Consider the following 26,761-nt stretch of genomic DNA (forward strand, 5'->3'; position numbering starts at 1 on the left):
AATGCTGATCCCCCGTAGGGTCAAGCACCGCAAGCAGCACCACCCCAAGCGCTCGGGCATGAGCAAGGGTGGTACGCAGGTTGCGTTCGGCGAGTACGGCATTCAGGCCCTCACGCCGGCGTACGTGACCAACCGCCAGATCGAGGCGGCTCGTATCGCGATGACCCGCCACATCAAGCGTGGCGGCAAGGTCTGGATCAACATCTACCCGGACCGCCCGCTGACCAAGAAGCCTGCCGAGACCCGCATGGGTTCCGGTAAGGGTTCGCCGGAGTGGTGGATCGCGAACGTCAAGCCCGGTCGGGTGATGTTCGAGCTGTCCTACCCGAACGAGAAGATCGCGCGCGAGGCCCTGACCCGTGCGGCCCACAAGCTGCCGATGAAGTGCAAGATCGTTAAGCGCGAAGCAGGTGAGCTGTGATGACCGCCGGTACCAAGGCGTCCGAGCTGCGCGAGCTGGGCAACGAGGAGCTTGTCGCCAAGCTCCGCGAGGCCAAGGAAGAGCTGTTCAACCTCCGCTTCCAGGCGGCGACGGGCCAGCTCGAGAACCACGGACGGCTCAAGTCCGTCCGCAAGGACATCGCGCGGATCTACACCCTCATGCGTGAGCGCGAGCTGGGCATCGAGACGGTGGAGAGCGCCTGATGAGCGAGAACAATGTGACTGAGCAGAAGACCGCGCGCAACGCCCGCAAGGTCCGCGAGGGCCTGGTCGTCAGCGACAAGATGGACAAGACCGTCGTCGTCGCCGTTGAGGACCGCGTCAAGCACGCGCTGTACGGCAAGGTCATCCGCCGTACCAACAAGCTCAAGGCTCACGACGAGCAGAATGCTGCCGGCATCGGCGACCGCGTCCTCCTGATGGAGACCCGGAAGCTGTCCGCCACGAAGCACTGGCGCGTCATCGAGATCCTCGAGAAGGCCAAGTAATCACTTGAAGGGGTAACCCTTCGAGTTCGTTCCGCCAGGCTCGGCAGGGGCACTTCGGTGCCCCTGCCGGGAACCGGCAGACAATCAGGAGATAGACGTGATCCAGCAGGAGTCGCGACTGCGTGTCGCCGACAACACTGGTGCCAAGGAGATCCTTTGCATCCGTGTTCTCGGTGGTTCCGGTCGCCGCTACGCGGGCATCGGTGACGTCATCGTCGCCACCGTCAAGGACGCGATCCCCGGTGGCAACGTGAAGAAGGGTGACGTCGTCAAGGCGGTCATCGTTCGCACCGTCAAGGAGCGCCGCCGCCAGGACGGCTCGTACATCCGCTTCGACGAGAACGCCGCTGTCATTCTCAAGAACGACGGCGACCCTCGCGGCACCCGTATCTTCGGCCCGGTGGGCCGTGAGCTGCGCGAGAAGAAGTTCATGAAGATCATCTCGCTCGCGCCGGAGGTGCTGTAAGCATGAAGATCAAGAAGGGCGACCTGGTCCAGGTCATCACCGGTAAGGACAAGGGCAAGCAGGGCAAGGTCATCACGGCCTTCCCGCGCGAGAACCGTGTCCTGGTCGAGGGTGTCAACCGGGTCAAGAAGCACACCAAGGCCGGCCCGTCGCAGGCCGGTGGCATCGTCACGACCGAGGCGCCCGTCCACGTCTCCAACGTCCAGCTGGTCGTTGAGAAGGACGGCAAGAAGGTCGTCACGCGCGTCGGTTACCGCTTCGACGACGAGGGCAACAAGATCCGCGTTGCCAAGCGGACGGGTGAGGACATCTGATGGCTACCACCACCACTCCGCGTCTCAAGACGAAGTACCGCGAGGAGATCGCGGGCAAGCTGCGTGAGGAGTTCTCGTACGAGAACGTCATGCAGATCCCCGGCCTCGTCAAGGTCGTGGTCAACATGGGTGTGGGCGACGCCGCCCGCGACTCCAAGCTGATCGAGGGCGCCATCCGCGACCTCACCACGATCACCGGTCAGAAGCCGGCCGTCACCAAGGCTCGCAAGTCCATCGCGCAGTTCAAGCTGCGTGAGGGCCAGCCGATCGGTGCGCACGTCACCCTCCGTGGCGACCGCATGTGGGAGTTCCTGGACCGCACCCTGTCGCTCGCGCTTCCGCGCATCCGCGACTTCCGTGGTCTGTCCCCCAAGCAGTTCGACGGGCGTGGCAACTACACCTTCGGTCTCACGGAGCAGGTCATGTTCCACGAGATCGACCAGGACAAGATCGACCGTGTCCGGGGTATGGACATCACCGTGGTGACCACGGCGACCAACGACGCTGAGGGCCGTGCCCTTCTCCGTCACCTCGGCTTCCCGTTCAAGGAGGCGTAAGCGAGATGGCGAAGAAGGCTCTCATCGCGAAGGCTGCCCGCAAGCCCAAGTTCGGCGTGCGCGGCTACACGCGCTGCCAGCGCTGTGGTCGTCCCCACTCCGTGTACCGCAAGTTCGGCCTGTGCCGCGTGTGCCTTCGTGAGATGGCTCACCGTGGCGAGCTGCCGGGCGTGACCAAGAGCTCCTGGTAATCCCCGCTTTTCAGGGATAACCGGAGTCTCTCGGTAAGCAGAGGGTTGGCGGAGGCCCACCCCTCCATGGCTTAGGCTAGGAGGGTTGGGCGTCCGCCGCCCGTACGACTTACTACGCCGTAGGTCCCCGCGCCGCACCCGTCCCGCCCCTGTGTGGGGAGAGGGATGGCGCATACAGGAAACCCCGGCGAGAGAGGCCGAAGGCCAATTCATGACCATGACTGATCCGATCGCAGACATGCTCACGCGTCTGCGTAACGCGAACTCGGCGTACCACGACTCCGTGTCGATGCCGCACAGCAAGATCAAGTCTCACATCGCGGAAATCCTCCAGCAGGAGGGCTTCATCACGGGCTGGAAGGTCGAGGACGCCGAGGTCGGCAAGAACCTCGTCCTCGAGCTCAAGTTCGGTCCGAACCGTGAGCGCTCCATCGCGGGCATCAAGCGGATCTCGAAGCCGGGCCTCCGGGTTTACGCGAAGTCCACCAACCTGCCGAAGGTTCTCGGCGGCCTGGGCGTGGCGATCATCTCCACGTCCCACGGCCTCCTGACCGGCCAGCAGGCAGGCAAGAAGGGCGTAGGTGGGGAAGTCCTCGCCTACGTCTGGTAGTCGGGAACGGAGGAATAGCTAATGTCGCGTATTGGCAAGCTGCCTATCCAGGTTCCCGCCGGCGTGGACGTCACCATCGAGGGCCGCTCGGTCACGGTGAAGGGTTCCAAGGGCACCCTGACCCACACCGTTGCCGCGCCGATCGACATCGTTAAGGGTGAGGACGGCGTTCTCAACGTCACCCGCCCGAACGACGAGCGTCAGAACAAGGCCCTTCACGGCCTGTCCCGCACGCTGGTGGCCAACATGATCACCGGTGTGACCCAGGGTTACGTGAAGGCGCTCGAGATCAGCGGTGTCGGTTACCGCGTTGCCGCGAAGGGCTCCAACCTGGAGTTCCAGCTCGGCTACAGCCACCCGATCCTGGTGGAGGCGCCCGAGGGCATCTCCTTCAAGGTCGAGTCGCCGACCAAGTTCTCGGTCGAGGGCATCGACAAGCAGAAGGTCGGCGAGGTCGCGGCGAACATCCGCAAGCTGCGGAAGCCCGACCCGTACAAGGCCAAGGGCGTCAAGTACGCCGGCGAGGTCATCCGCCGCAAGGTCGGAAAGGCTGGTAAGTAAGCCATGGCATACGGTGTGAAGATCGCCAAGGGCGACGCTTACAAGCGTGCGGCCAAGGCTCGCCGCCACATCCGCATCCGCAAGAACGTGTCGGGTACGGCGGAGCGTCCGCGCCTCGTCGTGACGCGTTCCAACCGGGGCATCACCGCTCAGGTCATCGACGACCTCAAGGGTCACACCCTTGCGTCCGCGTCGAACCTGGACGCGTCGATCCGCGGTGGCGAGGGTGACAAGTCGACGCAGGCCAAGCAGGTCGGCGCTCTTGTCGCCGAGCGCGCCAAGGCCGCTGGTGTCGAGACTGTCGTGTTCGACCGTGGTGGCAACAGGTACGCCGGGCGCATTGCCGCTCTGGCTGACGCCGCCCGCGAAGCCGGGCTGAAGTTCTAAGCCCCGGTTCCGGGACTAACGGACGTAACAGAGAGAGGTAATCCAATGGCTGGACCCCAGCGCCGCGGAAGCGGTGCCGGTGGCGGCGAGCGGCGGGACCGGAAGGGCCGCGACGGTGGCGCTGCCGCCGAGAAGACCGCGTACGTTGAGCGCGTTGTCGCGATCAACCGCGTCGCCAAGGTTGTCAAGGGTGGTCGTCGCTTCAGCTTCACCGCGCTGGTCGTGGTGGGCGACGGTGACGGCACCGTAGGTGTCGGTTACGGCAAGGCCAAGGAAGTTCCCGCGGCCATCGCCAAGGGTGTCGAGGAAGCCAAGAAGAACTTCTTCAAGGTTCCCCGCATCCAGGGCACCATCCCGCACCCGATCCAGGGCGAGAAGGCGGCCGGCGTTGTCCTGCTGAAGCCTGCTTCCCCCGGTACCGGTGTTATCGCCGGTGGCCCGGTGCGCGCCGTTCTGGAGTGCGCCGGCGTTCACGACATCCTGTCGAAGTCGCTCGGCTCCGACAACGCGATCAACATCGTGCACGCGACCGTGGAGGCCCTGAAGGGCCTGCAGCGTCCCGAGGAGATCGCGGCTCGCCGTGGTCTGCCCCTCGAGGACGTCGCCCCCGCGGCTCTGCTTCGTGCACGTGCGGGAGCGGGTGCGTAATGGCTCGCCTCAAGATCACGCAGACGAAGTCGTACATCGGCAGCAAGCAGAACCACCGCGACACTCTGCGTTCGCTCGGGCTCAAGCGCCTGAACGACGTGGTCGTCAAGGAGGACCGCCCCGAGTTCCGCGGAATGGTGCACACCGTCCGCCACCTCGTGACGGTCGAGGAGGTCGACTGACATGGCGGAGAACAACCCGCTGAAGGTCCACAACCTCCGTCCCGCCCCGGGCGCCAAGACCGCCAAGACCCGTGTGGGTCGTGGTGAGGCGTCGAAGGGTAAGACGGCCGGTCGTGGTACGAAGGGCACCAAGGCCCGTTACCAGGTTCCGCAGCGCTTCGAGGGTGGGCAGATGCCCCTCCACATGCGTCTGCCGAAGCTCAAGGGCTTCAAGAACCCGTTCCGCACCGAGTACCAGGTCGTGAACCTGGACAAGCTCGGCGCTCTCTACCCCGAGGGTGGAGAGGTCACGGTGGCCGACCTGGTCGCCAAGGGCGCGGTGCGCAAGAACAGCCTCGTCAAGGTGCTCGGCACCGGCGAGATCACCGTGGCGCTGCAGGTTTCGGTTGACGCCGTCTCCGGCTCCGCCAAGGAGAAGATCGCCGCCGCTGGTGGCACCGTCACCGAGCTCGTCTGAGTCTCGGCCTGACAGCACTGAGCCTGGCCGGTTCCCCCTCGGGGGAGCCGGCCAGGCTTCTTTGTGTCTGCGGAACGATCAGGCCGCCGAGGCGAGCCCCCGGGCCTTCAGGCAGGCCTGGAGACGGCTTTCGACCTTGAGCTTGGCCAGCACCTGGGTCACGTACATCTTCACCGTGGCCTCCTTGATGCCCAGGCGGCTCGCGATGCGGTGGTTGCTCATCCCCTCGGAGAGGAGATCGAGCACCTGCTGTTCCCTGGGGGTCAGCTGAGGGAACCGCATACGGTATTCGGCCAGCCCCTCCGTCATGCAGCGGGGGAAGTACGTGAATCCCGCGAGGGCGGCCGACAGGGCGCGGTTGAAGTCCTCCGGCGTCGCGGTGCTGGGCAGGAATCCGTGCAGACCGGCCGAGACGTTGGACGGAGTGATACGGGTCCTGGCCGGGTGGCCGAAGGAGATGAAGCGGACCGCGCGGGTCCCTGCCTGCGGCCGGACGACGGTGGTCAGGTCGCAGTCGGGCCAGTCGGACGCGCCGAGCAGGACGAGGTCGGGGGCGGTGCGGCCGACCGCCTCGGCCAGGCCGCCGAAGGTGCAGGTGCTGACCGTCTTCACGTACGAGAACTCTTTGACGATCTGGATGATGCCGAGGGTGCGGGTCGGGCTGTCGTCGGCGACAAGGACATGGGCATGTGCGTGGTGCTGCGTGCTCATTTCCCCCACTTCGCGATCGCTGCCGAGGGCGGTCGCACGTTCCCCCGGCTCCCGCCCCCCTGGGTGATCACGACTGTATCGACGCCGGTTGCACGTTCACAGCAAATTGAGCAGTACCTGATCTTCCGGTTCAGGACGCCCCGGTGGAGGGGCGACAGGCCGGCCATCCCGCCCGCCACTCCGGGAGGGCGGAGTGCTCACTCACGCGGGTGCCGCTGATCGTGGAGCCGATCGAGCCGTCCGGCCCCTTGATCTCGACGATCCGGTCCGGATAGGGGCCGCCCAGGTCGGTGTAGGCCATGATCATCATCCCCGTGGGGGTCTCCCAGCGACTCCCGCCGCCGGCGACCTTCTTCGCGTCACGGGGGACGTCACGGGGGCCGAAGTATCCCCGCAGGATCACGTCCAGGCTGTCCGGCCTCGGTGCGGGGGTGGGCTCCTCCGCGGTCGTGCAGGACTGCCAGTTCCGGGCGGTGATGGACCCGGGCCGGTCGGCGCGCCAGAGGCGCTCCTCCGCCACGCGTCCGTCGAGGGTGATGACGAAGTGGAGCCTGCTCACCGCGTCGCCCCGGTGCTCGGCGAACATCTCCACCTTGCGGCTCGACATCACGGACTGGTCGGCGTCGAGCGGTACCGCCTCCGTGAACTCGATACGGGCGACGGACGCCTCGGTCGGGCGGTCGTCGCCGGCGCTCCCCTCCGCGTAGGACGCGCCGACGGTGACGGCCACGATCGTGGCCGTCACCGCGACACAGCCCGCGAGGGCCGTCCATGCGGGCTTCACGTCAGCAGGTGAAGCGGCGTTCCTGGCTGGTGGCCCAGCCGACACGGGCCGGGCTGCCACCGCGGACGGAGCCCTTCGTGCGGTACGTGAAGGTGCCCTTGCCCTGGCACTTCCACTGGAGGTAGCTGGTGCCGCGGTTGCCGACCCACTCCGTACCGGCGATGCGGTTCCAGCCGTCCCAGCGGTGGTACTGCAGGAGCGCGGTGTTGTACCAGCCGCTGCAGTTGTTCACGGTCGCGTACTTGCCGCGGGCGTGGTCGCTCCTGCCGGTGGACGCCATGTTCTCCTTCCACGGCGTGTAGACGGCGAGGTAGCAGCCCGCGGCGACGGCCTGCGGTGCGGCCTGCGGTGCGGCGGATTCCGGTGCGGCGGCCGGTCGAACGGGCGTCGGCGCGGTGGCGGTCTGGGCCGTTGCGGTGGCCGTGCCCATCAGGAGTGCGGCGCACGCGGCGCCCGCGACGGTCAGTGACTTCTTCACAGGTGGGATCCCCCAGAGCGATGGTCGGTGCGACGAGCGGTTACCGGCCGGTCGGTCCGGAACCGCTCGAACAGTCTTCTGAGGGTGGGATGCCGTGTCATCACGGCTCTTGGTCGGGATCCGCACCCGACGAAAGTCGGATGTGCGCCAACCGGAGGGTCACCCGCGAGCGGTGCGGCGTTGACGTGCCTGTGAGACGTTTCCCGCTGGCTGTGGGGGCGGGTATGGTAGCGGCTGTTAGCTTCCCCGGCAGTCTGCGCTTGTTGCGTGAGGCTGCCGTGTTCTGTAATTGCTCACATACAAACCGTCACCCTCACGCGCGTAACGCGGGGGTCGCAGGAGGCACCGTGCTCACCGCGTTCGCCCGGGCGTTCAAGACGCCCGACCTGCGCAAGAAGCTGCTCTTCACACTCGGCATCATCGTGCTGTACCGGCTCGGGGCACACATCCCCGTCCCCGGTGTCAGTTACCAGGCCGTCCAGCAGTGTGTGGACCAGGCGAGCCAGGGCAACAACTCCCTGTTCGGCCTGGTGAACATGTTCTCCGGCGGGGCGCTGCTGCAGATCACCATCTTCGCGCTCGGCATCATGCCGTACATCACGGCGAGCATCATCCTGCAGCTGCTGACCGTGGTGATCCCCCGCCTCGAGGCCCTCAAGAAGGAGGGACAGTCGGGCACCGCCAAGATCACGCAGTACACGCGTTATCTGACGATCGCCCTCGCCGTCCTCCAGGGCACCGGCCTCGTCGCCACGGCCAAGAGCGGTGCGCTGTTCAGCGGCTGCACGGTCGCCAACCAGGTCGTTCCGGACCCGTCGATCTTCACCATCGCCACGATGGTCATCACGATGACCGCCGGTACGGCCGTCGTCATGTGGCTCGGTGAGCTCATCACCGACCGCGGCATCGGCAACGGCATGTCGATCCTGATGTTCATCTCGATCGCCGCCGGCTTCCCGGGCGCGCTGTGGAAGATCAAGGTCGAGGGTGACCTGGCCGACGGCTGGATCGAGTTCGGCACCGTGATCCTCGTCGGGTTCGCGATGGTCGGTCTCGTGGTCTTCGTCGAGCAGGCCCAGCGCCGGATCCCCGTGCAGTACGCGAAGCGGATGATCGGCCGCAGGTCCTACGGCGGAACGTCCACTTATATCCCTCTCAAGGTGAACCAGGCAGGTGTGATTCCTGTCATCTTCGCCTCGTCGCTGCTATACATCCCGGCCTTGATCGCCCAGTTCTCGAGCTCCACCGCGGGGTGGAAGACCTGGATCGAAGCCCACTTCGTCAAGGGTGACCACCCCTACTACATCGCTACGTACTTCCTTCTGATCGTGTTCTTCGCCTTCTTCTATGTGGCGATCTCGTTCAACCCCGAGGAAGTCGCGGACAACATGAAGAAGTATGGTGGCTTCATCCCGGGTATCCGGGCTGGTCGACCTACTGCCGAGTACCTGAGCTACGTGCTCAACAGGATCACTTGGCCGGGCTCGCTGTATCTGGGTCTGATCGCTCTTGTGCCGACGATGGCGTTGGCAGGCTTCGGCGGTGCCAATGCCAACTTCCCGTTCGGCGGGACGAGCATCCTCATCATCGTGGGTGTCGGGCTGGAGACCGTGAAGCAGATCGAGAGCCAGCTCCAGCAGCGCAATTACGAAGGGTTCCTCCGCTGATGCGAATCGTCCTCGTCGGACCGCCCGGGGCCGGCAAGGGTACGCAGGCCGCGTTCCTTGCCAAGAACCTGGACATTCCGCACATCTCCACCGGTGACCTGTTCCGTGCCAACATCTCGCAGGGCACGGAGCTGGGCATGAAGGCCAAGGCGTACATGGACGCCGGCGACCTCGTGCCCGACGAGGTGACCATCGGGATGGCCAAGGACCGCATGGAGCAGCCCGACGCCGTCAACGGCTTCCTGCTCGACGGTTTCCCGCGGAACGTGGCCCAGGCCGAGGCGCTGGATGTGGTCCTCAAGGCCGAGGACATGCAGCTGGACGCGGTCCTGGACCTGGAGGTCCCCGAGGACGAGGTCGTGAAGCGGATCGCGGGTCGCCGCATCTGCCGCAACGACAGCGCGCACGTGTTCCACCTGACGTACAACGCTCCGAAGACCGAGGGCGTCTGTGACGTCTGCGGCGGCGAGCTCTTCCAGCGCGACGACGACTCCGAGGAGACGGTCCGCCGGCGCCTGGAGGTCTACCACACGCAGACCGAGCCGATCATCGACTACTACCGGGCGCAGAACCTGGTCGTGACGATCTCGGCGCTCGGCAAGGTGGAAGAGGTCACCGCGAAGGCGATGGCCGCGCTCAAGAAGTAACCCTGGTTCGTTCGATACGGCCGCGGTGCCCCTGGGGGCGCCGCGGCCGTATCGTTGTTCTGTCCCGTGTACTCGTAAGGAAAGGCCCCCGCCACGATGGTGCAGATCAAGACCCCCGAGCAGATCGCGAAGATGCGTGAGGCGGGGCTGGTCGTGGCCGCCATCCACGCGGCGACCCGCGAGGCCGCCGTGCCGGGCGCCACGACGAAGGACCTGGACGAGGTCGCCCGCAAGGTGATCGCCGACCACGGCGCGAAGTCGAACTTCCTCGGGTACGGGGGCTTCCCCGCGACGATCTGCACCTCGGTGAACGAGGTCGTCGTCCATGGCATCCCGGACGAGAAGACCGTCCTCAAGGACGGCGACATCATCTCCATCGACGCCGGCGCGATCGTCGACGGCTGGCACGGCGACGCCGCGTACACGGCGTTCGTCGGCTCGGGCCACGCCCCGGAGCTGATCGAGCTCTCCCGGGTGACCGAGGAGTCGATGTGGGCCGGCATCGCCGCGATGAAGCTCGGCAACCGGCTGGTCGACATCTCGCGTGCGATCGAGACGTACATCCGCCGCCAGCCGAAGCCCGGCGGCGGCAAGTACGGCATCGTCGAGGACTATGGCGGCCACGGCATCGGCACCGAGATGCACATGGACCCCCACCTGCTGAACTACGTCTCCCGCAAGCGTGGCAAGGGCCCGAAGCTGGTCCCCGGCTTCTGCCTGGCGATCGAGCCGATGGTCGCGCTCGGCACCCCGCACACGGAGGTCCTCGCGGACGACTGGACGGTCGTCTCCACCGACGGCACCTGGTCCTCCCACTGGGAGCACTCGGTCGCCCTCACGGAGGAGGGCCCGCTGGTCCTGACGGCCCCCGACGGCGGTAAGGCGAAGCTCGCGGAGCTGGGTGTCGTGGCGGCGCCGGACCCGCTGGCGTAGCCGGGGCGTACTGCGGCGTGGCTCCTTGCGTAAGGCCCGCCGCGGTAGCGGCTGATTAGACGCTGCTCGGGGTGGGCAAACTTTCCGGATTCGTCTTTTCCAGGGGCCTGACGTAGACTGATGCGTCGGCTCTCGTGTACCCGTGTGCCCGCACACGGATCGAGAGTCGATCAAGGTAGCCGATTCGAAAGGCGAAGCGTGGCCAAGAAGCAAGGTGCCATCGAAATCGAGGGCACCGTGATCGAGTCCCTCCCGAACGCCATGTTCAAGGTGGAACTCCAGAACGGTCACAAGGTCCTCGCGCACATCTCCGGCAAGATGCGGATGCACTACATCCGTATCCTTCCGGACGACCGGGTCGTGGTGGAGCTTTCTCCGTACGACCTGACGCGTGGCCGGATCGTCTACCGGTACAAGTAGATCTTGCCCGCACCCCGGCTCCGCCGCGGGTGGTGGCACTGACCCGGAGAACCTCACATCCCATGAAGGTCAAGCCGAGCGTCAAGAAGATCTGCGACAAGTGCAAGGTGATCCGCCGTCACGGCCGGGTCATGGTCATCTGCGACAACCTGCGCCACAAGCAGCGCCAGGGCTGACGCACGCCGACCGACCTGCACCCCGCAGTTCTTCGCGCGACGCAAGCAAAACGTACATACGCAGAGCCCGCCCAGCCCGCAAGGGTCGGCGGCACCTCCGGCGGGGGCCGGAGACCCGATTCGTACCTCATACGGCGAATGGGGAGCGGTTCTGCGGAAGACCCCCGAACACACAGGAGCCATTGAATGGCACGCGTTTCCGGTGTTGACATCCCGCGCGAAAAGCGTGTGGAGATCGCACTCACCTACGTCTTCGGTATCGGGCGTACCCGGTCCAAGGAGATCCTCGCCTCGACCGGCGTGAACCCGAACACCCGCGTTCGTGACCTGGCCGAAGAGGACCTCGTCAAGATCCGCGAGTACGTGGACGCCAACCTCCAGACCGAGGGTGACCTCCGCCGCGAGATCCAGGGCGACATCCGCCGCAAGATCGAGATCCAGTGCTACCAGGGCATCCGCCACCGTCGTGGCCTGCCCGTGCACGGTCAGCGCACCAGCACGAACGCCCGTACCCGCAAGGGCCCGCGTCGCGCCATCGCCGGTAAGAAGAAGCCGGGCAAGAAGTAGTCCTCAGCGGACGCTTGACCAAGCGGTCTTCGCTGTAGGACCGACCACCTCCCGTAGGAGTAATAGATGCCCCCCAAGGGTCGTCAGGGCGCTGCCAAGAAGGTGCGCCGCAAGGAAAAGAAGAACGTCGCTCACGGCCACGCGCACATCAAGAGCACGTTCAACAACACGATCGTCTCGATCACGGACCCCTCGGGCAACGTGATCTCCTGGGCCTCCGCCGGCCACGTCGGCTTCAAGGGCTCGCGCAAGTCCACCCCGTTCGCCGCGCAGATGGCCGCCGAGTCGGCCGCTCGCCGCGCGCAGGAGCACGGCATGCGCAAGGTCGACGTCTTCGTCAAGGGTCCCGGCTCCGGCCGTGAGACCGCGATCCGCTCCCTCCAGGCCACCGGCCTCGAGGTCGGCTCGATCCAGGACGTCACCCCCACGCCGCACAACGGCTGCCGTCCGCCGAAGCGTCGTCGCGTCTGACGCTCTCGCGTCAGAGGTACGACCGGCAACGGTTGGTTTGAGGGTTGGGCGGTACGGCTCTTCGGAGGCGTGCCGCCCGTACCCTTGCAAGAGGTAGTACCCGTCGGGCGTCAAATAGTGGGCGTCCACGACTGAAGGATTCACACCATGCTGATCGCTCAGCGTCCCTCGCTGACCGAAGAGGTCGTCGACGAGTTCCGCTCGCGGTTCGTCATCGAGCCCCTGGAGCCGGGCTTCGGCTACACGCTCGGCAACAGCCTCCGCCGTACGCTCCTCTCCTCGATCCCGGGCGCGGCTGTCACGTCCATCCGGATCGACGGTGTCCTGCACGAGTTCACCACCGTGCCGGGCGTCAAGGAGGACGTCACCGACCTCATCCTGAACATCAAGCAGCTGGTCGTCTCCTCGGAGCACGACGAGCCGGTCGTGATGTACCTGCGCAAGCAGGGTCCCGGCCTGGTCACCGCTGCTGACATCGCCCCGCCGGCCGGTGTCGAGGTGCACAACCCCGACCTGGTGCTCGCCACGCTCAACGGCAAGGGCAAGCTGGAGATGGAGCTGACCGTCGAGCGCGGTCGCGGCTACGTCTCCGCCGTGCAGAACAAGCAGGTGGGCCAGGAGATCGGCCGTATCCCGGTCGACTCCATCTACTCGCCGGTGCTCAAGGTCACGTACAAGGTCGAGGCGACCCGTGTCGAGCAGCGCACCGACTTCGACAAGCTGATCGTCGACGTCGAGACCAAGCAGGCCATGCGGCCGCGCGACGCCATGGCGTCCGCCGGTAAGACGCTGGTCGAGCTGTTCGGTCTGGCGCGCGAGCTCAACATCGACGCCGAGGGCATCGACATGGGCCCGTCCCCCACGGACGCCGCCCTCGCCGCCGACCTGGCGCTGCCGATCGAGGAGCTCGAGCTCACCGTTCGTTCGTACAACTGCCTCAAGCGTGAGGGCATCCACTCCGTGGGTGAGCTCGTGGCGCGCTCCGAGGCCGACCTGCTCGACATCCGCAACTTCGGTGCGAAGTCGATCGACGAGGTCAAGGCGAAGCTGGCCGGCATGGGCCTGGCCCTCAAGGACAGCCCGCCCGGATTCGACCCGACCGCCGCCGCCGACGCCTTCGGCGCCGACGACGACGCGGACGCGGGCTTCGTCGAGACCGAGCAGTACTAAGAGCTCGGGCCTTCCTGGTCCGTACTCGGGTGCGGGTGCGCTGTGCTTGATCGCGCCGCGCGGCGGAGCCGCACATTGACTCCGCCCCCGCGCCCCTTCCGGGCGCCCCCTACGGGGGCAGCCCGGATCTCCGACGGGCGACCGCCCGCTCGGACACTGACACCGGTACCTCATACGGCCGGTGCAGATCACAAGGAGAAACACCATGCCGCGTCCCGCCAAGGGTGCCCGCCTCGGTGGCAGTGCCGCTCACGAGCGTCTGCTGCTCGCCAACCTGGCGAAGTCCCTCTTCGAGCACGGCCGCATCACCACGACCGAGGCCAAGGCTCGCCGCCTGCGTCCGGTCGCCGAGCGCCTGATCACCAAGGCGAAGAAGGGCGACATCCACAACCGTCGCCTGGTGCTGCAGACGATCACGGACAAGGGCGTCGTCCACACGCTCTTCACCGAGATCGCCCCGCGCTACTCCGAGCGCCCGGGTGGCTACACCCGTATCACCAAGATCGGCAACCGTCGTGGCGACAACGCCCCGATGGCTGTGATCGAGCTGGTCGAGGGCGAGATCGCCAAGAAGGCGACCGTCGCCGAGGCCGAGGCCGCCGCGAAGCGCGCCGTCAAGGAGGCCGACGAGGCCGCCAAGGTCGAGGACACCAAGGTCGAGGACGCCGCCGAGGCGCCGGCCGAGGAGTCGAAGGACGCGTAAGCGTTCTGACGATCTCGTGGGCGGGCCCGCACCCTCAGGGGTGCGGGCCCGTTCCCGTGTCTTGAGAGGATTTACCGCGTGAGTGACGACGTGCAGCCCGGATTCGTACGGGTACGGCTTGACCTTTCCTACGACGGCAAGGACTTCTCCGGCTGGGCCAAGCAGGCCCACGGGCGGCGGACCGTGCAGGGCGACATCGAGGACGCCCTGAAGACGGTGACCCGCTCCACGGAGACGTACGAGCTGACCGTCGCAGGCCGCACGGACGCCGGTGTGCACGCCCGCGGCCAGGTCGCGCACGTCGACCTGCCCGTGGAGCTGTGGGCCGAGCACCGCGACAAGCTGCTGCGGCGGCTCGCCGGGCGGCTCTCGCACGACGTACGGGTATGGCGGCTTACCGAGGCCCCCAGCGGCTTCAACGCGCGTTTCTCGGCCATCTGGCGCCGCTACGCCTACCGCGTCACCGACAACCCCGGCGGGGTCGACCCGCTGCTGCGCGGCCACGTCCTGTGGCACGACTGGGCGCTCGACATGGACGCCATGAACGCGGCCGCCGAGCGGCTCGTCGGCGAGCACGACTTCGCGGCGTACTGCAAGAAGCGCGAGGGCGCCACCACCATCCGTACGCTCCAGGAGCTGCGGTGGGAGCGGCGGCCCGGCGGCGTCCTCGAAGCGACCGTGAAGGCCGACGCCTTCTGCCACAACATGGTCCGCTCGCTCGTCGGCGCGCTGCTCTTCGTCGGCGACGGCCACCGCCCGGTGGACTGGCCCGCGAAGGTCCTGGCGGCGGGTGTGCGGGACTCGGCGGTGCACGTCGTACGTCCGCACGGTCTGACCCTCGAAGAGGTCGGCTACCCGGCCGACGAGCTCCTGGCCGCCCGGAACCGGGAGGCCAGGAACAGGCGCACGCTGCCGGGCGCCGGCTGCTGCTGATCAGGCGCCGTCCGGGCGCCTCCGGTCACTCCCCGGGGGCCCCGGCCGCGGCGGAGGCCTGGGACTTGCCGCGGGCGTAGATCTGGTTGAAGGCGAAGGTGCCCAGGTCGTCGCTGGCCCGGAAGACGGCCTGGTCGGACGTGGTGACCTTCTTGCCGTCGAGGAATCCGGCCTGGGTGAAGTACGCGTACCGGCCGATCGAGTTCGCCCGGCGCAGACAGACGGTCGCGCGGCAGAAGTCCTTCACGCCCGCCCCCGCCAGCGGGGCGATACCGCCGGTGGCCTGGTTCTTCGCCTTCAGCGCCGCCGCCTCGTTCGGGAACACGGCCACGCCGACCGTGATGGCGACCCCGTCCTTCACGTAGGTGGCGCGGATGACGCGGTCGCAGCCGTTCTTCGTCAGGACCGCGCCGAGTCCGCCCTGCGCGACGCTCGCGCAGTTCGTCGTGGAGGACGTGGCGCCCTTGGTGTAGGCGCGGCTGTTCATCGTCAGCTTCTTGCCGGGGAAGAGTCCCTCGGCGCTGAGCGGCGCCTTGTCCTTCTTCTCGTCCGAGATGAAGTCCTTGGGGTTGGGCGGGGGCGGCGGCGCGACGGAGGAGAACGACGGGCCGGGGGTGGGGGCGTCGGTGGGGGCGGCGGAGCCGGTGGGGGTGACCGTGCCGTTCTTCGCCGGGTCGTCGGTCTTGTTGCTCTTCACGACCGCCGTGGCGACGATCGCGCCGACGACGAGGGCGGCGAGCGCCCCGCCGCCGATCACCAGCCAGCGCTTACGCCGACGGCCGGCCGCGGAGGCGTCCGCGAGGGCACCCCAGTCGGGTGTCCCGTCCGTCGTGGCCCCCGGGAAGGGGCTGGGCTGCCCGCCGAACGGCGGGCCCTGCTGCTGATTCGGCTGCTGTCCCTGCTGTCCCTGCCGGCCGTACCCCTGCCCGTACTGCTGCTGTGCCGGCTGCCCGCCGGGCTGCTGTCCGAAAGGCTGCTGACCCGGCTGCTGCGGCTCCTGCGGCCACTGCGGTCCCCCAAAGCTCATGCCGCGCATCCTAAACCGGTTGGGGCCGAGCGGTGCGGGCGGCGACAATGCCCCTCATGGGACATGTCGAGGCCGCGCATCTGGAGTACTACCTTCCCGACGGGAGGGTCCTGCTCGCCGACGCCTCCTTCCGGGTCGGGGAGGGCGCCGTCGTCGCCCTGGTCGGGGCCAACGGCGCCGGGAAGACCACACTGCTCCGGATGATCTCCGGCGAGCTCCAGCCGCACGGCGGCTCGGTCACGGTGAGCGGCGGGCTCGGCGTGATGCCGCAGTTCGTCGGCTCGGTCCGGGACGAGCGTACGGTCCGTGACCTGCTGGTCTCGGTCGCCCAGCCGCGCATCCGGGAGGCCGCGAAGGCCGTGGACGCGGCCGAGCACCGGATCATGACGGTCGACGACGAGGCCGCGCAGATGGCGTACGCGCAGGCGCTCAGCGACTGGGCCGAGGTCCAGGGGTACGAGGCCGAGACCGTCTGGGACATGTGCACGACGGCCGCCCTGGGCGTCCCGTACGACAAGGCGCAGTTCCGTGAGGTCCGCACGCTCAGTGGCGGCGAGCAGAAGCGGCTCGTCCTGGAGTCGCTGCTGCGCGGCACGGACGAGGTGCTGCTCCTCGACGAGCCGGACAACTATCTCGACGTCCCCGGCAAGCGGTGGCTGGAGGAGCGGCTGCGGGAGACCCGTAAGACCGTGCTCTTCATCTCGCACGACCGGGAGCTGCTCGCCCGGGCCGCGCAGAAGATCATCGCGGTGGAGCCGGGCCCGGCCGGTTCTGACGTCTGGGTGCACGGCGGCGGCTTCGAGACCTTCCACGACGCGCGGCGGGAGCGGTTCGCCCGCTTCGAGGAGCTGAAGCGGCGCTGGGAGGAGAAGCACGCCCAGCTGAAGAAGCTGGTGGTCAACCTGCGGCAGGCGGCCGCGGTCAGCCACGAGATGGCGTCCCGGTACGCGGCGGCCCAGACCCGGCTGCGGAAGTTCGAGGAGGCAGGACCGCCGCCGGAGCCGCCGCGCGAGCAGGACATCCGGATGCGGCTGCGCGGTGGCCGGACCGGCGTACGGGCCGTGACCTGCGAGAACCTTGAGCTGACCGGTCTGATGAAGCCGTTCTTGCTGGAGATCTTCTACGGGGAGCGGGTCGCCGTCCTCGGCTCGAACGGGTCGGGCAAGTCCCACTTCCTGCGGCTGCTCGCCGGGGATCCGTCGGTGGCGCACACGGGCGACTGGAAGCTGGGCGCGCGGGTCGTCGCGGGCCACTTCGCCCAGACCCACGCGCACCCGGAGCTCCAGGGGCGCTCCCTCGTGGACATCCTCTGGACGGAGCACGCCAAGGACCGGGGCGGGGCGATGTCGGTCCTGCGGCGGTACGAGCTGGAGGGGCAGGGGGACCAGCCCTTCGAGAAGCTCTCCGGCGGGCAGCAGGCCCGTTTCCAGATCCTGCTCCTGGAGCTCTCCGGCACGACGGCGCTGCTGCTCGACGAGCCGACGGACAACCTGGACCTGGAGTCGGCGGAGGCGCTGCAGGACGGTCTCGAGTCGTACGACGGCACGGTGCTGGCCGTGACGCACGACCGGTGGTTCGCGAAGACCTTCGACCGGTATCTGGTCTTCGGCTCGGACGGGGTCGTCCGGGAGACGAGCGAGCCGGTCTGGGACGAGCGGCGGGTGGAGCGGGCGCGGTAGGGGCAGCGCGGTGGCGTCGGCGCGTTTTGACCCGTCCGGGGTGGCGCGGGTAGTGTTGCGGTTTGTTATGCGTATTGGCTTCGTCGTGCTCGCACGAAGGGCCCTTGCGCAGGTTCCCTGGAGCAGTTACCAGTGGCTCGCATACGGGCGGTGTCCCGGCAGTGCAGGCCCCAGCTGCATGATCGCTTCAGGTGTGTCTGGACTCCATCCACTGAAGAAGCGAAGGCTACGAAGTGCGTACGTACAGCCCCAAGCCCGGCGATGTTTCGCGCCAGTGGCACATCATCGACGCGCAGGACATTGTCCTGGGCCGTCTGGCGACGACGGCTGCGAACCTCCTCCGAGGCAAGCACAAGCCCGTCTACGCCCCCCACATGGACATGGGCGACTTCGTCATCATCATCAATGCTGACAAGGTCCACCTGTCCGGCAACAAGAAGACCCAGAAGCTGGCTTACCGCCACTCCGGCTTCCCGGGTGGTCTGCGCTCCGTCCGTTACGACGAGCTGCTGGACAAGAACCCCGAGAAGGCCGTCGAGAAGGCCATCAAGGGCATGATCCCCAAGAACACCCTGGGCCGTCAGATGCTCTCGAAGCTGAAGGTCTACGCGGGCGAGAACCACCCGCACGCTGCTCAGCAGCCGGTCCCGTTCGAGATCACCCAGGTCGCGCAGTAGTTCCGGCCACACCCCCTAAGAACGAAAGAAATCTGAGGAGAATCGTGGCCGAGACCACTGTTGAGAACCCCGTCGAGGGCGTCGAGGGCGAGGAGACCTACGCGGAGGTCACCACCTTCGAGTCCGAGGTTCCCGTCGAGGGCGAGTACACCACCGAGTCCCTGGCGTCCCGCTTCGGTGACCCGCAGCCGGCCGCCGGCCTGGGTCGTCGCAAGAACGCCATCGCCCGCGTCCGGATCGTCCCGGGCACCGGCAAGTGGAAGATCAACGGGCGTACGCTCGAGGACTACTTCCCGAACAAGGTCCACCAGCAGGAAGTCAACGAGCCCTTCAAGGTGCTCGAGCTCGACAACCGCTACGACGTCATCGCCCGCATCGCGGGTGGCGGTGTCTCCGGCCAGGCCGGCGCCCTGCGTCTCGGTGTGGCCCGTGCGCTGAACGAGGCGGATGTCGAGAACAACCGCCCGGCGCTGAAGAAGGCCGGCTTCCTCTCCCGCGACGACCGTGCGGTCGAGCGCAAGAAGGCCGGTCTCAAGAAGGCCCGTAAGGCCCCGCAGTACAGCAAGCGTTAATCGCCTGCTCGGTCTGCTTTGCACGTACGCCCCGGCGGCACTGCCCGTGCTGCCGGGGCGTACGTCTTTTCCTCCCCCTGGGCCCTTTCGGGCAGCTCTGACGTGAAAACGGGCATCAGGCGTTCAGGGGATCGCACTTTTCGGAGCAGTTTCGGAGGACAGCTGTGGGACGACTCTTCGGCACGGACGGTGTGCGCGGTGTGGCGAACGCGGATCTGACGGCGGAGCTCGCGCTCGGCCTGTCGGTCGCGGCGGCGCACGTGCTCGCCGAGGCGGGGACCTTCGAGGGCCATCGGCCGACCGCGGTGGTCGGGCGTGACCCCCGTGCGTCGGGAGAGTTCCTGGAGGCCGCCGTCGTGGCGGGCCTCGCGAGCGCGGGTGTCGACGTCCTGCGCGTCGGTGTCCTGCCCACCCCCGCCGTGGCGTACCTCACCGGAGCGCTCGGCGCGGACCTCGGTGTGATGCTCTCGGCCAGCCACAACGCGATGCCCGACAACGGCATCAAGTTCTTCGCCCGCGGCGGCCACAAGCTCGCCGACGAGCTGGAGGACCGGATCGAGTCCGTCTACGAGGAGCACCGCACCGGCGCCCCGTGGGAGCGGCCGACCGGCTCCGGCGTCGGCCGGGTCCGTGACTACGACGAGGGCTTCGACAAGTACGTCGCCCACCTCATCGCCGTCCTTCCCAACCGGCTCGACGGGCTCAAGGTCGTCCTCGACGAGGCGCACGGCGCGGCCTCGCGCGTGTCGCCCGAGGCGTTCGCCCGGGCCGGCGCCGAGGTCGTCACGATCGGCGCGGACCCCGACGGCCTCAACATCAACGACGGCTGCGGCTCCACCCACCTCGGCCTGCTCAAGGCCGCCGTCGTCGAGCACGGCGCCCACCTCGGCATCGCCCACGACGGTGACGCCGACCGCTGCCTCGCCGTGGACGCGTCCGGCGAGGAGATCGACGGCGACCAGATCCTCGCCGTCCTGGCGCTCGCCATGCGCGAGGCCGGGACGCTGCGCGGCGACACCGTCGTCGCGACCGTGATGTCCAACCTCGGCTTCAAGCTCGCCATGGAGCGGGAGGGGCTGCAGATGGTGCAGACGGCGGTCGGCGACCGGTACGTCCTGGAGTCCATGAAGGAGCACGGCTACGCGCTCGGCGGCGAGCAGTCCGGGCACGTCATCGTGCTCGACCACGCCACCACCGGCGACGGCACCCTCACCGGTCTGATGCTGGCGGCGCGGGTCGCGGCCACCGGCAAGTCCCTCGCGGAGCTGGCCGGCGTCATGGAGCGGCTGCCGCAGGTCCTCATCAACGTGCCCGACGTCGACAAGTCCCGGGTGAAGACCTCGGCCGAGCTGGCGACCGCGGTCGGCGACGCCGAGCGTGAGCTGGGCACCACCGGCCGCGTGCTGCTCCGCCCCTCGGGCACCGAGCCGCTCGTCCGCGTGATGGTCGAGGCCGCCGACATCGAGCAGGCGCGGTCAGTGGCGGGCCGCCTGGCCGACGTGGTGAAGTCGGCGCTCGGCTAGTCGACAGGCAACCTTGGTGCTTCAGCAGCTCCTGAGCTCCTGAGCTGCTTAGAACTTCCGTGGCGCACCCGGCGGGCGGGTCATCCGACCCCGCTGGGTGCGCCACACCAGTTTCCAGGCGATGAGCGTGAGGACGCCGGCGACGATGATGCCGCCCAGGTTGAGCAGCAACTGCTCGGCGGAGCCCCACATCTGGTTCAGATCGCCGTAGCTGAGGGCCACGGCGGCGTTCGCGGCCGCGGGGACGGTCGTCACCGAGATCGCCACGCCGACAAGGACCCCCGCCTTCGACGACGTCAGCGAGACCACGCCGGCCACGCCCGCGAGGAGCGCCACGACGAAAGAGAACGGGTCGGGCTGGAAGATGAAGCCGGTGTTCGGGCGCGGTGCGTCGAGCATGCTCTTCTCGAACTGGCCGATGGCGTCCATCACCAGGCTGAACAGGGTCGTCGCCACGATCGCCGCGGCGAACCCGACCAACAGGGCGACCAGCGAGCGGAAGGCGCCCCTCGGGTCGCGCCGCACCAGACCCGTACTGATCCCGGCGAGCGGGCCGAACTCGGGGCCGACGGCCATGGCCCCCACGATCAGGATCGCGTTGTCCAGGACCACACCGCAGGCCGCGATCATCGTCGCCACGATCATCAGGGCCGCATAGGTGATCGTGAGGGTCGACTCCTCCTGGGCGGTCTCGCTGACCTGCTCCCAGATAACGGCGTCGGCCGCCTCGCCCGGCGCCTCCTCCTCCGCCTTCTCGGCGCGGTCGGAGATCGAGAGGTCGATGTGCCCGACGGCGATCGAACCGACCTTGTCGATGTCCAACTCGCGTAGCCCGCGCAGGAGTTCGTCACCGGCCTCGCGGGCCACGTCGACCATGACGATGTCGCCCGCGGGCTCGCGCGCGACGTCCTTGAGCACCGCGAGGTGGGTGGTGCCGACGGTCCGGTCGATCAGGGCGAGCACGGCGTCCGTGCGGACGGACGGGGTGATGATCCGCAGATGCAGCATCCTCAGAGCTTACGGAGACTCGGAGCTGACGGAGGCTCAGGCCTTGACGAGGCTCAGAGTTCACGGAGGCTCAGACCTTGACGAGGCTCAGAGCTTACGGAGGCTCAGGCGCTGCACCTTGTGATCAGGACCCTTGCGTACGACGAGAGTCGCCCGGCCGCGTGTCGGCGCCACGTTCTCCAGCAGGTTCACCTTGTTGATGGTCCGCCACATCGTGCGGGCGTAGTCCAGGGCCTCCTCCTCGGAGACCTGGGTGTAGCGCTGGAAGTACGAGAAGGGGTTCTGGAACGCCGTCTCGCGCAGCTTGCGGAAGCGGTTGAGGTACCAGCGCTCGATGTCCTCGGGCCGGGCGTCCACGTAGACCGAGAAGTCGAAGTAGTCGGCGAGACCCACCCGCGTCCGGCCGTCCTTGCCGGGCAGCGCCGGCTGCAGGACGTTGAGCCCCTCCACGATCAGGATGTCGGGGCGGCGCACCACGAGCCGCTCGCCCGGCACGATGTCGTAGATGAGGTGGGAGTAGACCGGTGCGGTGACCTCGTCCTTGCCCGCCTTGATGTCGGCGACGAACCGGGTCAGGGCCCGGCGGTCGTACGACTCCGGGAAGCCCTTACGGGACATCAGGCCGCGCGCCCTCAGCTCCTCCATCGGATAGAGGAAGCCGTCGGTGGTGACCAGCTCCACGCGCGGGTGCTCGGGCCAGCGGGCGAGCAGCGCCTGGAGGAGACGGGCCACGGTGGACTTGCCGACGGCGACGGAGCCGGCGACTCCTATGACGAAGGGCGTACCGCGCTGCTCCGCCCGTTCGCCGAGGAAGGTGTTGAGCGCCCCGCGCAGCCCGCTGGTGGCCTGCACGTACAGATTGAGCAGCCGGGACAGCGGCAGATAGACGTCCCGGACCTCGTCCAGGTCGATGACGTCACCGAGACCGCGCAGCCGCTCGACCTCCTCGGCGGAGAGCGGCAGCGGCGTCTTGTCGCGCAGCGCGCTCCACTCGTCCCGGGTGAGGTCGACGTAGGGCGTGGCCTCGGGTGGCCGGCGCTGGCTTCGTGGCGGCGAAGTGATCACCCCGCCATTGTCGGGGTTGTGGGGTCGTTGTGGGTCGTGGGCTCGGTCACGTGGCGGCAGCGGTGGAACGGCGGCCGTGGAGCCGTCGTCGTGAGCAGCCCCGCGGGCGAGGAGCCGCGGACGGCTGTCATCGACGCGCAGGCCGTGAAGCTTGGCCGAGTCCGGCCCTCCGCCCGCTTTCGGTCGTAGGCTGCCGCCATGTGCGGAATCGTGGGATACGTCGGCGGGCAGTCGGCGCTTGATGTGGTGATCGCGGGCCTGAAGCGGCTCGAGTACCGGGGCTACGACTCGGCCGGCGTCGCGGTGCTCTCCGACGGGGGACTGGCCGCGGCGAAGAAGGCGGGCAAGCTCGTCAACCTGGAGAAGGAGCTGGTGGACCGGCCGCTGCCGAGCGGCTCCACCGGCATCGGACACACCCGCTGGGCCACCCACGGCGGGCCGACCGACACCAACGCGCACCCGCATCTCGACAACGCGGGGCGGGTGGCCGTCGTCCACAACGGGATCATCGAGAACTTCGCCGCCCTGCGGGCCGAGCTGGAGGAGCGCGGCCACGATCTCGCGTCCGAGACGGACACCGAGGTCGTGGCCCATCTGCTCGCCGAGGAGTTCTCCTCCTGCGGGGACCTGGCGGAGGCGATGCGGCTGGTCTGCCGGCGGCTCGACGGGGCGTTCACCCTGGTCGCCGTGCACGCGGACGAGCCGGACGTCGTCGTCGGGGCCCGCCGGAACTCGCCGCTCGTGGTGGGCGTCGGCGAGGGGGAGTTCTTCCTCGCCTCCGACGTGGCCGCGTTCATCGCGCACACCCGCGCGGCGATCGAGCTGGGCCAGGACCAGGTCGTGAAGCTGTCCCGGGAGGGCGTCGAGGTCACCGACTTCGCCGGTGCCCCCGCCGACGTACGGGCGTACCACGTGGACTGGGACGCCTCGGCCGCCGAGAAGGGCGGCTACGACTACTTCATGCTCAAGGAGATCGCCGAGCAGCCGAAGGCCGTCGCCGACACGCTCCTCGGCCGCATCGACGCGGAGGGACGGCTCCGGCTCGACGAGGTGCGCATCCCCGACGCGGTGCTGCGCGAGGCCGACAAGATCGTGATCATCGCGTGCGGTACGGCCTTCCACGCCGGGATGATCGCGAAGTACGCCATCGAGCACTGGACCAGGATCCCCTGCGAGGTCGAGCTCGCCAGCGAGTTCCGCTACCGCGATCCGATCCTCGGCCAGCGGACGCTGGTCATCGCGATCTCGCAGTCGGGCGAGACGATGGACACGCTGATGGCGCTGCGGCACGCGCGCGAGCAGGGTGCGAAGGTGCTGGCCGTGTGCAATACGAACGGGTCGACCATTCCGCGCGAGTCCGATGCCGTTCTCTACACGCACGCGGGGCCGGAGGTCGCCGTCGCGTCCACGAAGGCCTTCCTGACGCAGCTGGTGGCCTGCTATCTGCTCGCGCTGTACCTCGGGCAGGTGCGGGGGACGAAGTGGGGCGACGAGATCCACGCCGTGATCCGTGAGCTCGCCCGGATCGCCGACGAGGTCGAGCGGGTCCTGGAGACGATGGAGCCGGTAAGGGCCCTGGCCCGCTCGCTCGCCCACAAGGACACCGTGCTCTTCCTCGGCCGGCACGTCGGCTACCCGGTGGCCCTGGAGGGCGCGCTGAAGCTGAAGGAGCTCGCGTACATGCACGCCGAGGGCTTCGCGGCGGGCGAGCTGAAGCACGGGCCGATCGCGCTCATCGAGGAGGACCTGCCGGTGGTGGTCGTCGTACCGTCGCCGCGCGGGCGGTCGGTCCTGCACGACAAGATCGTCTCCAACATCCAGGAGATCCGGGCGCGGGGGGCGCGGACGATCGTGATCGCGGAGGAGGGCGACGAGACGGTCGTTCCGTACGCCGATCATCTGATCCGCATCCCGGCAACGCCTACGCTGCTTCAGCCGCTGGTCTCCACCGTGCCGCTGCAGGTCTTCGCCTGCGAACTCGCGACCGCGCGGGGCAACGAGGTGGACCAGCCGCGGAACCTGGCGAAATCTGTGACCGTGGAGTGAGCAAATGATCATCGGGGTGGGCATCGACGTGGCGGAGATCGACCGCTTCGCCGCGTCGATCGAACGGACGCCGGGGCTGCTCCGGCGTCTCTTCGTCGAGCGGGAGCTGCTGCTGCCCAGCGGCGAGCGGCGCGGCACCGCCTCCCTCGCGGTGCGCTTCGCGGCGAAGGAGGCGGTGGCGAAGGCGCTCGGCGCGCCCGGCGGCCTGCACTGGACGGACGCGGAGGTCTACGTCGAGGACACCGGCCAGCCCCGGCTCCGGGTGCGGGGCACGGTGGCGGCGCGGGCGGCGGAGCTGGGCGTCCGGCACTGGCACGTCTCGCTGAGCCATGACGCGGGGGTGGCGTCGGCGGTGGTGATCGCGGAGGGGTAGGGCGCGGGCCTCCGGCCTCAAGGCTGAGGGCGCGGGCCCTCCGGCCTCAAGGCTGAGTGCGCGGGCCCTCCGGCCTCAAGGCTGAGTGCGCGAGCCCTCCGGCCTCAAGGCTGCCGGCCTTCCGCCGGTCTTCTTCCGGACTCTGCCGGCCTTCCGCCGGTCTTCTTCTGAACCCTGCTGGTCTGCCGCCGGTCTCCTGCTGATCGGCGGCACCCTGTCGGCTATTCGTATATGGCATATACTTTTGCTTATGACGTATACAGCTCTGCGTTCGGACGGCATCGCGCTGCGCGGGTTCACCGGAGCGACCGGTGTGGCGTTCACGGTCCTGCAGGTCATCGAGGTGCCGCTCTACTTCGTCCACGACGGAGCGCCGCCCGACTCCAACGTCCTGACCCGCATCCTGCTCAGCCTCGTCGTTCTCGTCCTGTTCCTCGGCTTCGTCGCAGGGGTTCGCGAACTCGTCCGCCGGGCCGACCCGGCCTGCGGCTGGGTCGCGGACCTCGCCCACGGCGCGGCACTGGCCTACATCGCGGTCACCTTCGTCGCCCACTCCCTGCAGGCCGGGGAGGTCATAGCCGCCGAGGAGCCGGTCGATCCGACCATCACCGCCGAGGGCTCCTATCTGCTGTACGGCTCGATCGGCCGCATCCTCACGGCGGTCTTCCTGGTGGCCGCCGGGTACGCCGCCGTACGGTGCGGACTGCTGGGCCGGTGGGCCGCGCGGTCGGCCTACGCCATCGCCCTGATCAATCTCGCGTTCGTCCCGTCGCTGTACTTCGGCAACGACACCGGACAGTTCTTCAGCTCCAACGGCTGGGGCACCACGGCGACCATCGCCAGCCTCTACGCCTACTGGGTCCTCGCGGTCGGCATCGCTCTGCTCCGACGGCCGAACGCCCGCCACTATGCTGGGCGACCGGGAGTGACCTCGGAGATTCGGCGGTAGAAGTGTCAGCGGACAAGAGCGCGGCGACTACCTTCCGGCTTCTGTGGGAGGCGAACGAGCGCTCTCGGTCCTCCCTCAGCGTCGACGGCATCGTCGAGGCCGCCATCGCGCTGGCCGACGCCGAGGGCCTGGGCGCGGTGTCGATGCAGCGGGTCGCCGGCGAACTCGGCTACAGCGCGATGGCCCTCTACCGGCACGTCCCCGGGAAGGATCAGCTGGTCGCCCTGATGGCCGACAAGGCCATGGGCAACCCGCCCGCGCCTTCGGGGGACGAGTGGCGCGCCGAGATCCTGAACTGGGCCGACGCGGCATGGGACTTCTACCTCGCGCATCCCTGGACGCTGCGGGTCACCACCACGGGGGCCCCGACCGGCCCGAACGAGCTGACCTGGTTCGAGGCCCTTCTGCGGCCTCTGGCCCGCTCCGGCCTCGCGGCCGAGAACCTGGTCGCCACCGCCGTGTTCGTCTCCAGCGCCGTCCGCGACCTGGCCCGGATCGCCACCGAGATCGTCCCGTCCGGCTCCGACTACGGAGACCTGTTGGCCCAGGTCGTCCGCCCTGATCGTTTTCCCACCCTCTCCTCCCTGATGGCCAAGGGCGCTGTGGAGGACGACGGTGATGTCCGTCCCGCCCTCGACTTCGGCCTCAACCTCATCCTTGAGGGGCTCAAGACCCAGACGTCGTCGTGACGTAGCCGAGCCGAGTTGCCTGGGGGTGCCGGTCGGTGCGGCGGCGGAGGAGGAGGCGGGGTACCGGTCGGCTCCGTGGGTGCCGGGGCGGGCGTCGGTGTGGCCTCCGGTGGGGGCCGAGACCGTCTCGGTCGGTGTGGGGTCGGGATGGGGTCCCTAAGTAGAATCTTGAGGGGGCGTCAACCCTGGCC

The 26,761-nt window shown here is 68.2% G+C and carries 37 protein-coding genes; 31 read left to right on the forward strand and 6 right to left on the reverse strand.

Translation table 11 applies throughout. From position 1 onward, the window contains the following. Position 1 precedes the first annotated feature (1 nt). The 13 genes from rplP (at position 2) to rplO (ending at position 5,302) form a co-directional block, all read left to right on the forward strand. The gene (gene rplP / locus ACGFYP_RS32550; protein WP_015035580.1) at positions 2-421 is read left to right on the forward strand and encodes a 50S ribosomal protein L16; all 420 of its coding nucleotides are present in this window, start codon (positions 2-4) and stop codon (positions 419-421) included. Next, positions 421-645: a 50S ribosomal protein L29 gene (rpmC, locus tag ACGFYP_RS32555; RefSeq protein ID WP_028797851.1), complete on the forward strand. Its 225-nt coding sequence runs from the start codon at positions 421-423 to the stop codon at positions 643-645. The genes rplP and rpmC overlap by 1 nt, the downstream gene beginning before the upstream one ends. Further along, positions 645-929: a 30S ribosomal protein S17 gene (rpsQ, locus tag ACGFYP_RS32560; RefSeq protein WP_361761317.1), complete on the forward strand. Its 285-nt coding sequence runs from the start codon at positions 645-647 to the stop codon at positions 927-929. The genes rpmC and rpsQ overlap by 1 nt, the downstream gene beginning before the upstream one ends. A gap of 97 nt (positions 930-1,026) precedes the next feature. Beyond that, on the forward strand, positions 1,027-1,395 hold the full coding sequence (gene rplN / locus ACGFYP_RS32565; protein ID WP_003956455.1) for a 50S ribosomal protein L14: 369 nt from the start codon (positions 1,027-1,029) through the stop codon (positions 1,393-1,395). A 2-nt stretch (positions 1,396-1,397) separates the two neighbouring features. Beyond that, a complete protein-coding gene (gene rplX, locus ACGFYP_RS32570) occupies positions 1,398-1,709 on the forward strand; it encodes a 50S ribosomal protein L24 (RefSeq protein ID WP_015035583.1) in 312 nt (103 codons plus the stop codon). Continuing rightward, positions 1,709-2,266: a 50S ribosomal protein L5 gene (gene rplE, locus ACGFYP_RS32575; protein WP_260229393.1), complete on the forward strand. Its 558-nt coding sequence runs from the start codon at positions 1,709-1,711 to the stop codon at positions 2,264-2,266. The genes rplX and rplE overlap by 1 nt, the downstream gene beginning before the upstream one ends. Before the next feature lie 5 nt (positions 2,267-2,271). Then, positions 2,272-2,457, forward strand: a complete 186-nt coding sequence (locus tag ACGFYP_RS32580; RefSeq protein ID WP_003948630.1) for a type Z 30S ribosomal protein S14 — start codon at positions 2,272-2,274, stop codon at positions 2,455-2,457. 211 nt (positions 2,458-2,668) lie between these two features. Next, on the forward strand, positions 2,669-3,067 hold the full coding sequence (rpsH, locus tag ACGFYP_RS32585) for a 30S ribosomal protein S8 (protein WP_158989430.1): 399 nt from the start codon (positions 2,669-2,671) through the stop codon (positions 3,065-3,067). 21 nt (positions 3,068-3,088) lie between these two features. Then, positions 3,089-3,628 carry a 50S ribosomal protein L6 gene (gene rplF, locus ACGFYP_RS32590; RefSeq protein ID WP_361965471.1) on the forward strand — a complete coding sequence of 180 codons (540 nt, stop codon included), beginning with the start codon at positions 3,089-3,091 and terminating at the stop codon, positions 3,626-3,628. A gap of 3 nt (positions 3,629-3,631) precedes the next feature. Next, positions 3,632-4,015, forward strand: coding sequence for a 50S ribosomal protein L18 (rplR, locus tag ACGFYP_RS32595; RefSeq protein ID WP_361761314.1), 384 nt, complete (start codon positions 3,632-3,634; stop codon positions 4,013-4,015). A 45-nt stretch (positions 4,016-4,060) separates the two neighbouring features. After that, the gene (gene rpsE, locus ACGFYP_RS32600) at positions 4,061-4,663 is read left to right on the forward strand and encodes a 30S ribosomal protein S5 (RefSeq protein ID WP_015035588.1); all 603 of its coding nucleotides are present in this window, start codon (positions 4,061-4,063) and stop codon (positions 4,661-4,663) included. Next, the gene (gene rpmD / locus ACGFYP_RS32605; protein ID WP_005313525.1) at positions 4,663-4,845 is read left to right on the forward strand and encodes a 50S ribosomal protein L30; all 183 of its coding nucleotides are present in this window, start codon (positions 4,663-4,665) and stop codon (positions 4,843-4,845) included. Before rpsE ends, rpmD begins: the two co-directional genes overlap by 1 nt. A 1-nt stretch (position 4,846) precedes the next feature. After that, positions 4,847-5,302 (forward strand): 50S ribosomal protein L15, encoded by a 456-nt coding sequence (rplO, locus tag ACGFYP_RS32610; protein ID WP_361965469.1) that lies wholly within the window; start codon positions 4,847-4,849, stop codon positions 5,300-5,302. Between the two features lie 78 nt (positions 5,303-5,380). Here rplO and ACGFYP_RS32615 read toward each other — a convergent pair whose 3' ends face one another. From ACGFYP_RS32615 to ACGFYP_RS32625, 3 genes are all read right to left on the reverse strand, one after another. After that, a complete protein-coding gene (locus ACGFYP_RS32615; RefSeq protein ID WP_393501325.1) occupies positions 5,381-6,013 on the reverse strand; it encodes a LuxR C-terminal-related transcriptional regulator in 633 nt (210 codons plus the stop codon). A 130-nt stretch (positions 6,014-6,143) separates the two neighbouring features. Further along, a complete protein-coding gene (locus ACGFYP_RS32620) occupies positions 6,144-6,797 on the reverse strand; it encodes a hypothetical protein (protein ID WP_393501328.1) in 654 nt (217 codons plus the stop codon). Between the two features lies 1 nt (position 6,798). Continuing rightward, on the reverse strand, positions 6,799-7,275 hold the full coding sequence (locus ACGFYP_RS32625) for a hypothetical protein (protein WP_361965463.1): 477 nt from the start codon (positions 7,273-7,275) through the stop codon (positions 6,799-6,801). A 347-nt stretch (positions 7,276-7,622) separates the two neighbouring features. Here ACGFYP_RS32625 and secY point away from each other — a divergent pair, with 347 nt between their 5' ends. The 10 genes from secY to truA all read left to right on the forward strand — a co-directional run bounded on the left by secY (position 7,623) and on the right by truA (position 14,962). Next, positions 7,623-8,942 carry a preprotein translocase subunit SecY gene (secY, locus tag ACGFYP_RS32630; RefSeq protein ID WP_260229390.1) on the forward strand — a complete coding sequence of 440 codons (1,320 nt, stop codon included), beginning with the start codon at positions 7,623-7,625 and terminating at the stop codon, positions 8,940-8,942. Continuing rightward, entirely contained in the window at positions 8,942-9,589 is a 648-nt protein-coding gene (locus ACGFYP_RS32635) for an adenylate kinase (protein WP_393501333.1), read from the forward strand. Before secY ends, ACGFYP_RS32635 begins: the two co-directional genes overlap by 1 nt. A gap of 96 nt (positions 9,590-9,685) precedes the next feature. Continuing rightward, positions 9,686-10,522 carry a type I methionyl aminopeptidase gene (gene map, locus ACGFYP_RS32640; protein WP_361965457.1) on the forward strand — a complete coding sequence of 279 codons (837 nt, stop codon included), beginning with the start codon at positions 9,686-9,688 and terminating at the stop codon, positions 10,520-10,522. Between the two features lie 198 nt (positions 10,523-10,720). Then, positions 10,721-10,942 carry a translation initiation factor IF-1 gene (gene infA / locus ACGFYP_RS32645; RefSeq protein ID WP_003956442.1) on the forward strand — a complete coding sequence of 74 codons (222 nt, stop codon included), beginning with the start codon at positions 10,721-10,723 and terminating at the stop codon, positions 10,940-10,942. A 62-nt stretch (positions 10,943-11,004) separates the two neighbouring features. Next, positions 11,005-11,118 (forward strand): 50S ribosomal protein L36, encoded by a 114-nt coding sequence (rpmJ, locus tag ACGFYP_RS32650; protein WP_003956441.1) that lies wholly within the window; start codon positions 11,005-11,007, stop codon positions 11,116-11,118. 186 nt (positions 11,119-11,304) lie between these two features. After that, on the forward strand, positions 11,305-11,685 hold the full coding sequence (rpsM, locus tag ACGFYP_RS32655) for a 30S ribosomal protein S13 (RefSeq protein ID WP_005313488.1): 381 nt from the start codon (positions 11,305-11,307) through the stop codon (positions 11,683-11,685). A gap of 66 nt (positions 11,686-11,751) precedes the next feature. After that, on the forward strand, positions 11,752-12,156 hold the full coding sequence (gene rpsK, locus ACGFYP_RS32660; RefSeq protein ID WP_003956432.1) for a 30S ribosomal protein S11: 405 nt from the start codon (positions 11,752-11,754) through the stop codon (positions 12,154-12,156). Between the two features lie 147 nt (positions 12,157-12,303). Continuing rightward, entirely contained in the window at positions 12,304-13,326 is a 1,023-nt protein-coding gene (locus ACGFYP_RS32665; protein ID WP_003966937.1) for a DNA-directed RNA polymerase subunit alpha, read from the forward strand. A gap of 205 nt (positions 13,327-13,531) precedes the next feature. Continuing rightward, complete coding sequence (gene rplQ / locus ACGFYP_RS32670) at positions 13,532-14,029, forward strand: 50S ribosomal protein L17 (RefSeq protein ID WP_361965454.1); 498 nt, start codon at positions 13,532-13,534, stop codon at positions 14,027-14,029. 78 nt (positions 14,030-14,107) lie between these two features. Further along, complete coding sequence (gene truA, locus ACGFYP_RS32675) at positions 14,108-14,962, forward strand: tRNA pseudouridine(38-40) synthase TruA (protein WP_393501346.1); 855 nt, start codon at positions 14,108-14,110, stop codon at positions 14,960-14,962. A 25-nt stretch (positions 14,963-14,987) separates the two neighbouring features. On the opposite strand, the gene ACGFYP_RS32680 is transcribed toward truA, so the two are convergent. Then, positions 14,988-15,989 (reverse strand): hypothetical protein, encoded by a 1,002-nt coding sequence (locus tag ACGFYP_RS32680; protein WP_393501349.1) that lies wholly within the window; start codon positions 15,987-15,989, stop codon positions 14,988-14,990. A 56-nt stretch (positions 15,990-16,045) separates the two neighbouring features. Between ACGFYP_RS32680 and ACGFYP_RS32685 the strand changes: the two genes are divergently transcribed. The 4 genes from ACGFYP_RS32685 to glmM all read left to right on the forward strand — a co-directional run bounded on the left by ACGFYP_RS32685 (position 16,046) and on the right by glmM (position 20,440). Beyond that, positions 16,046-17,668 (forward strand): ABC-F family ATP-binding cassette domain-containing protein, encoded by a 1,623-nt coding sequence (locus ACGFYP_RS32685; RefSeq protein ID WP_393501352.1) that lies wholly within the window; start codon positions 16,046-16,048, stop codon positions 17,666-17,668. A gap of 233 nt (positions 17,669-17,901) precedes the next feature. Next, complete coding sequence (rplM, locus tag ACGFYP_RS32690; protein WP_361965446.1) at positions 17,902-18,345, forward strand: 50S ribosomal protein L13; 444 nt, start codon at positions 17,902-17,904, stop codon at positions 18,343-18,345. 44 nt (positions 18,346-18,389) lie between these two features. Then, the gene (gene rpsI, locus ACGFYP_RS32695; RefSeq protein WP_361965444.1) at positions 18,390-18,917 is read left to right on the forward strand and encodes a 30S ribosomal protein S9; all 528 of its coding nucleotides are present in this window, start codon (positions 18,390-18,392) and stop codon (positions 18,915-18,917) included. A gap of 164 nt (positions 18,918-19,081) precedes the next feature. Further along, positions 19,082-20,440: a phosphoglucosamine mutase gene (glmM, locus tag ACGFYP_RS32700; protein WP_393501357.1), complete on the forward strand. Its 1,359-nt coding sequence runs from the start codon at positions 19,082-19,084 to the stop codon at positions 20,438-20,440. A gap of 48 nt (positions 20,441-20,488) precedes the next feature. Here glmM and ACGFYP_RS32705 read toward each other — a convergent pair whose 3' ends face one another. Together ACGFYP_RS32705 and coaA are read right to left on the reverse strand one after the other, a co-directional pair. After that, positions 20,489-21,448 carry a DUF389 domain-containing protein gene (locus tag ACGFYP_RS32705; protein WP_393501360.1) on the reverse strand — a complete coding sequence of 320 codons (960 nt, stop codon included), beginning with the start codon at positions 21,446-21,448 and terminating at the stop codon, positions 20,489-20,491. An 87-nt stretch (positions 21,449-21,535) separates the two neighbouring features. Continuing rightward, positions 21,536-22,513, reverse strand: coding sequence for a type I pantothenate kinase (gene coaA, locus ACGFYP_RS32710; protein ID WP_361965438.1), 978 nt, complete (start codon positions 22,511-22,513; stop codon positions 21,536-21,538). A 198-nt stretch (positions 22,514-22,711) separates the two neighbouring features. On the opposite strand from coaA, the gene glmS reads away from it, so the two are divergent. The 4 genes from glmS (at position 22,712) to ACGFYP_RS32730 (ending at position 26,570) form a co-directional block, all read left to right on the forward strand. Then, the gene (gene glmS / locus ACGFYP_RS32715; protein ID WP_393501364.1) at positions 22,712-24,559 is read left to right on the forward strand and encodes a glutamine--fructose-6-phosphate transaminase (isomerizing); all 1,848 of its coding nucleotides are present in this window, start codon (positions 22,712-22,714) and stop codon (positions 24,557-24,559) included. Positions 24,560-24,563: 4 nt separating this feature from the next. Then, the gene (locus tag ACGFYP_RS32720; RefSeq protein WP_361965434.1) at positions 24,564-24,932 is read left to right on the forward strand and encodes a holo-ACP synthase; all 369 of its coding nucleotides are present in this window, start codon (positions 24,564-24,566) and stop codon (positions 24,930-24,932) included. A gap of 250 nt (positions 24,933-25,182) precedes the next feature. Continuing rightward, complete coding sequence (locus tag ACGFYP_RS32725; protein WP_393501367.1) at positions 25,183-25,881, forward strand: hypothetical protein; 699 nt, start codon at positions 25,183-25,185, stop codon at positions 25,879-25,881. Positions 25,882-25,883: 2 nt separating this feature from the next. Then, entirely contained in the window at positions 25,884-26,570 is a 687-nt protein-coding gene (locus ACGFYP_RS32730; RefSeq protein WP_393501370.1) for a TetR/AcrR family transcriptional regulator, read from the forward strand. Positions 26,571-26,761 lie beyond the last annotated feature (191 nt).

The organism is Streptomyces sp. NPDC048370 (genome assembly GCF_043200825.1).
Lineage (GTDB): Bacteria > Actinomycetota > Actinomycetes > Streptomycetales > Streptomycetaceae > Streptomyces.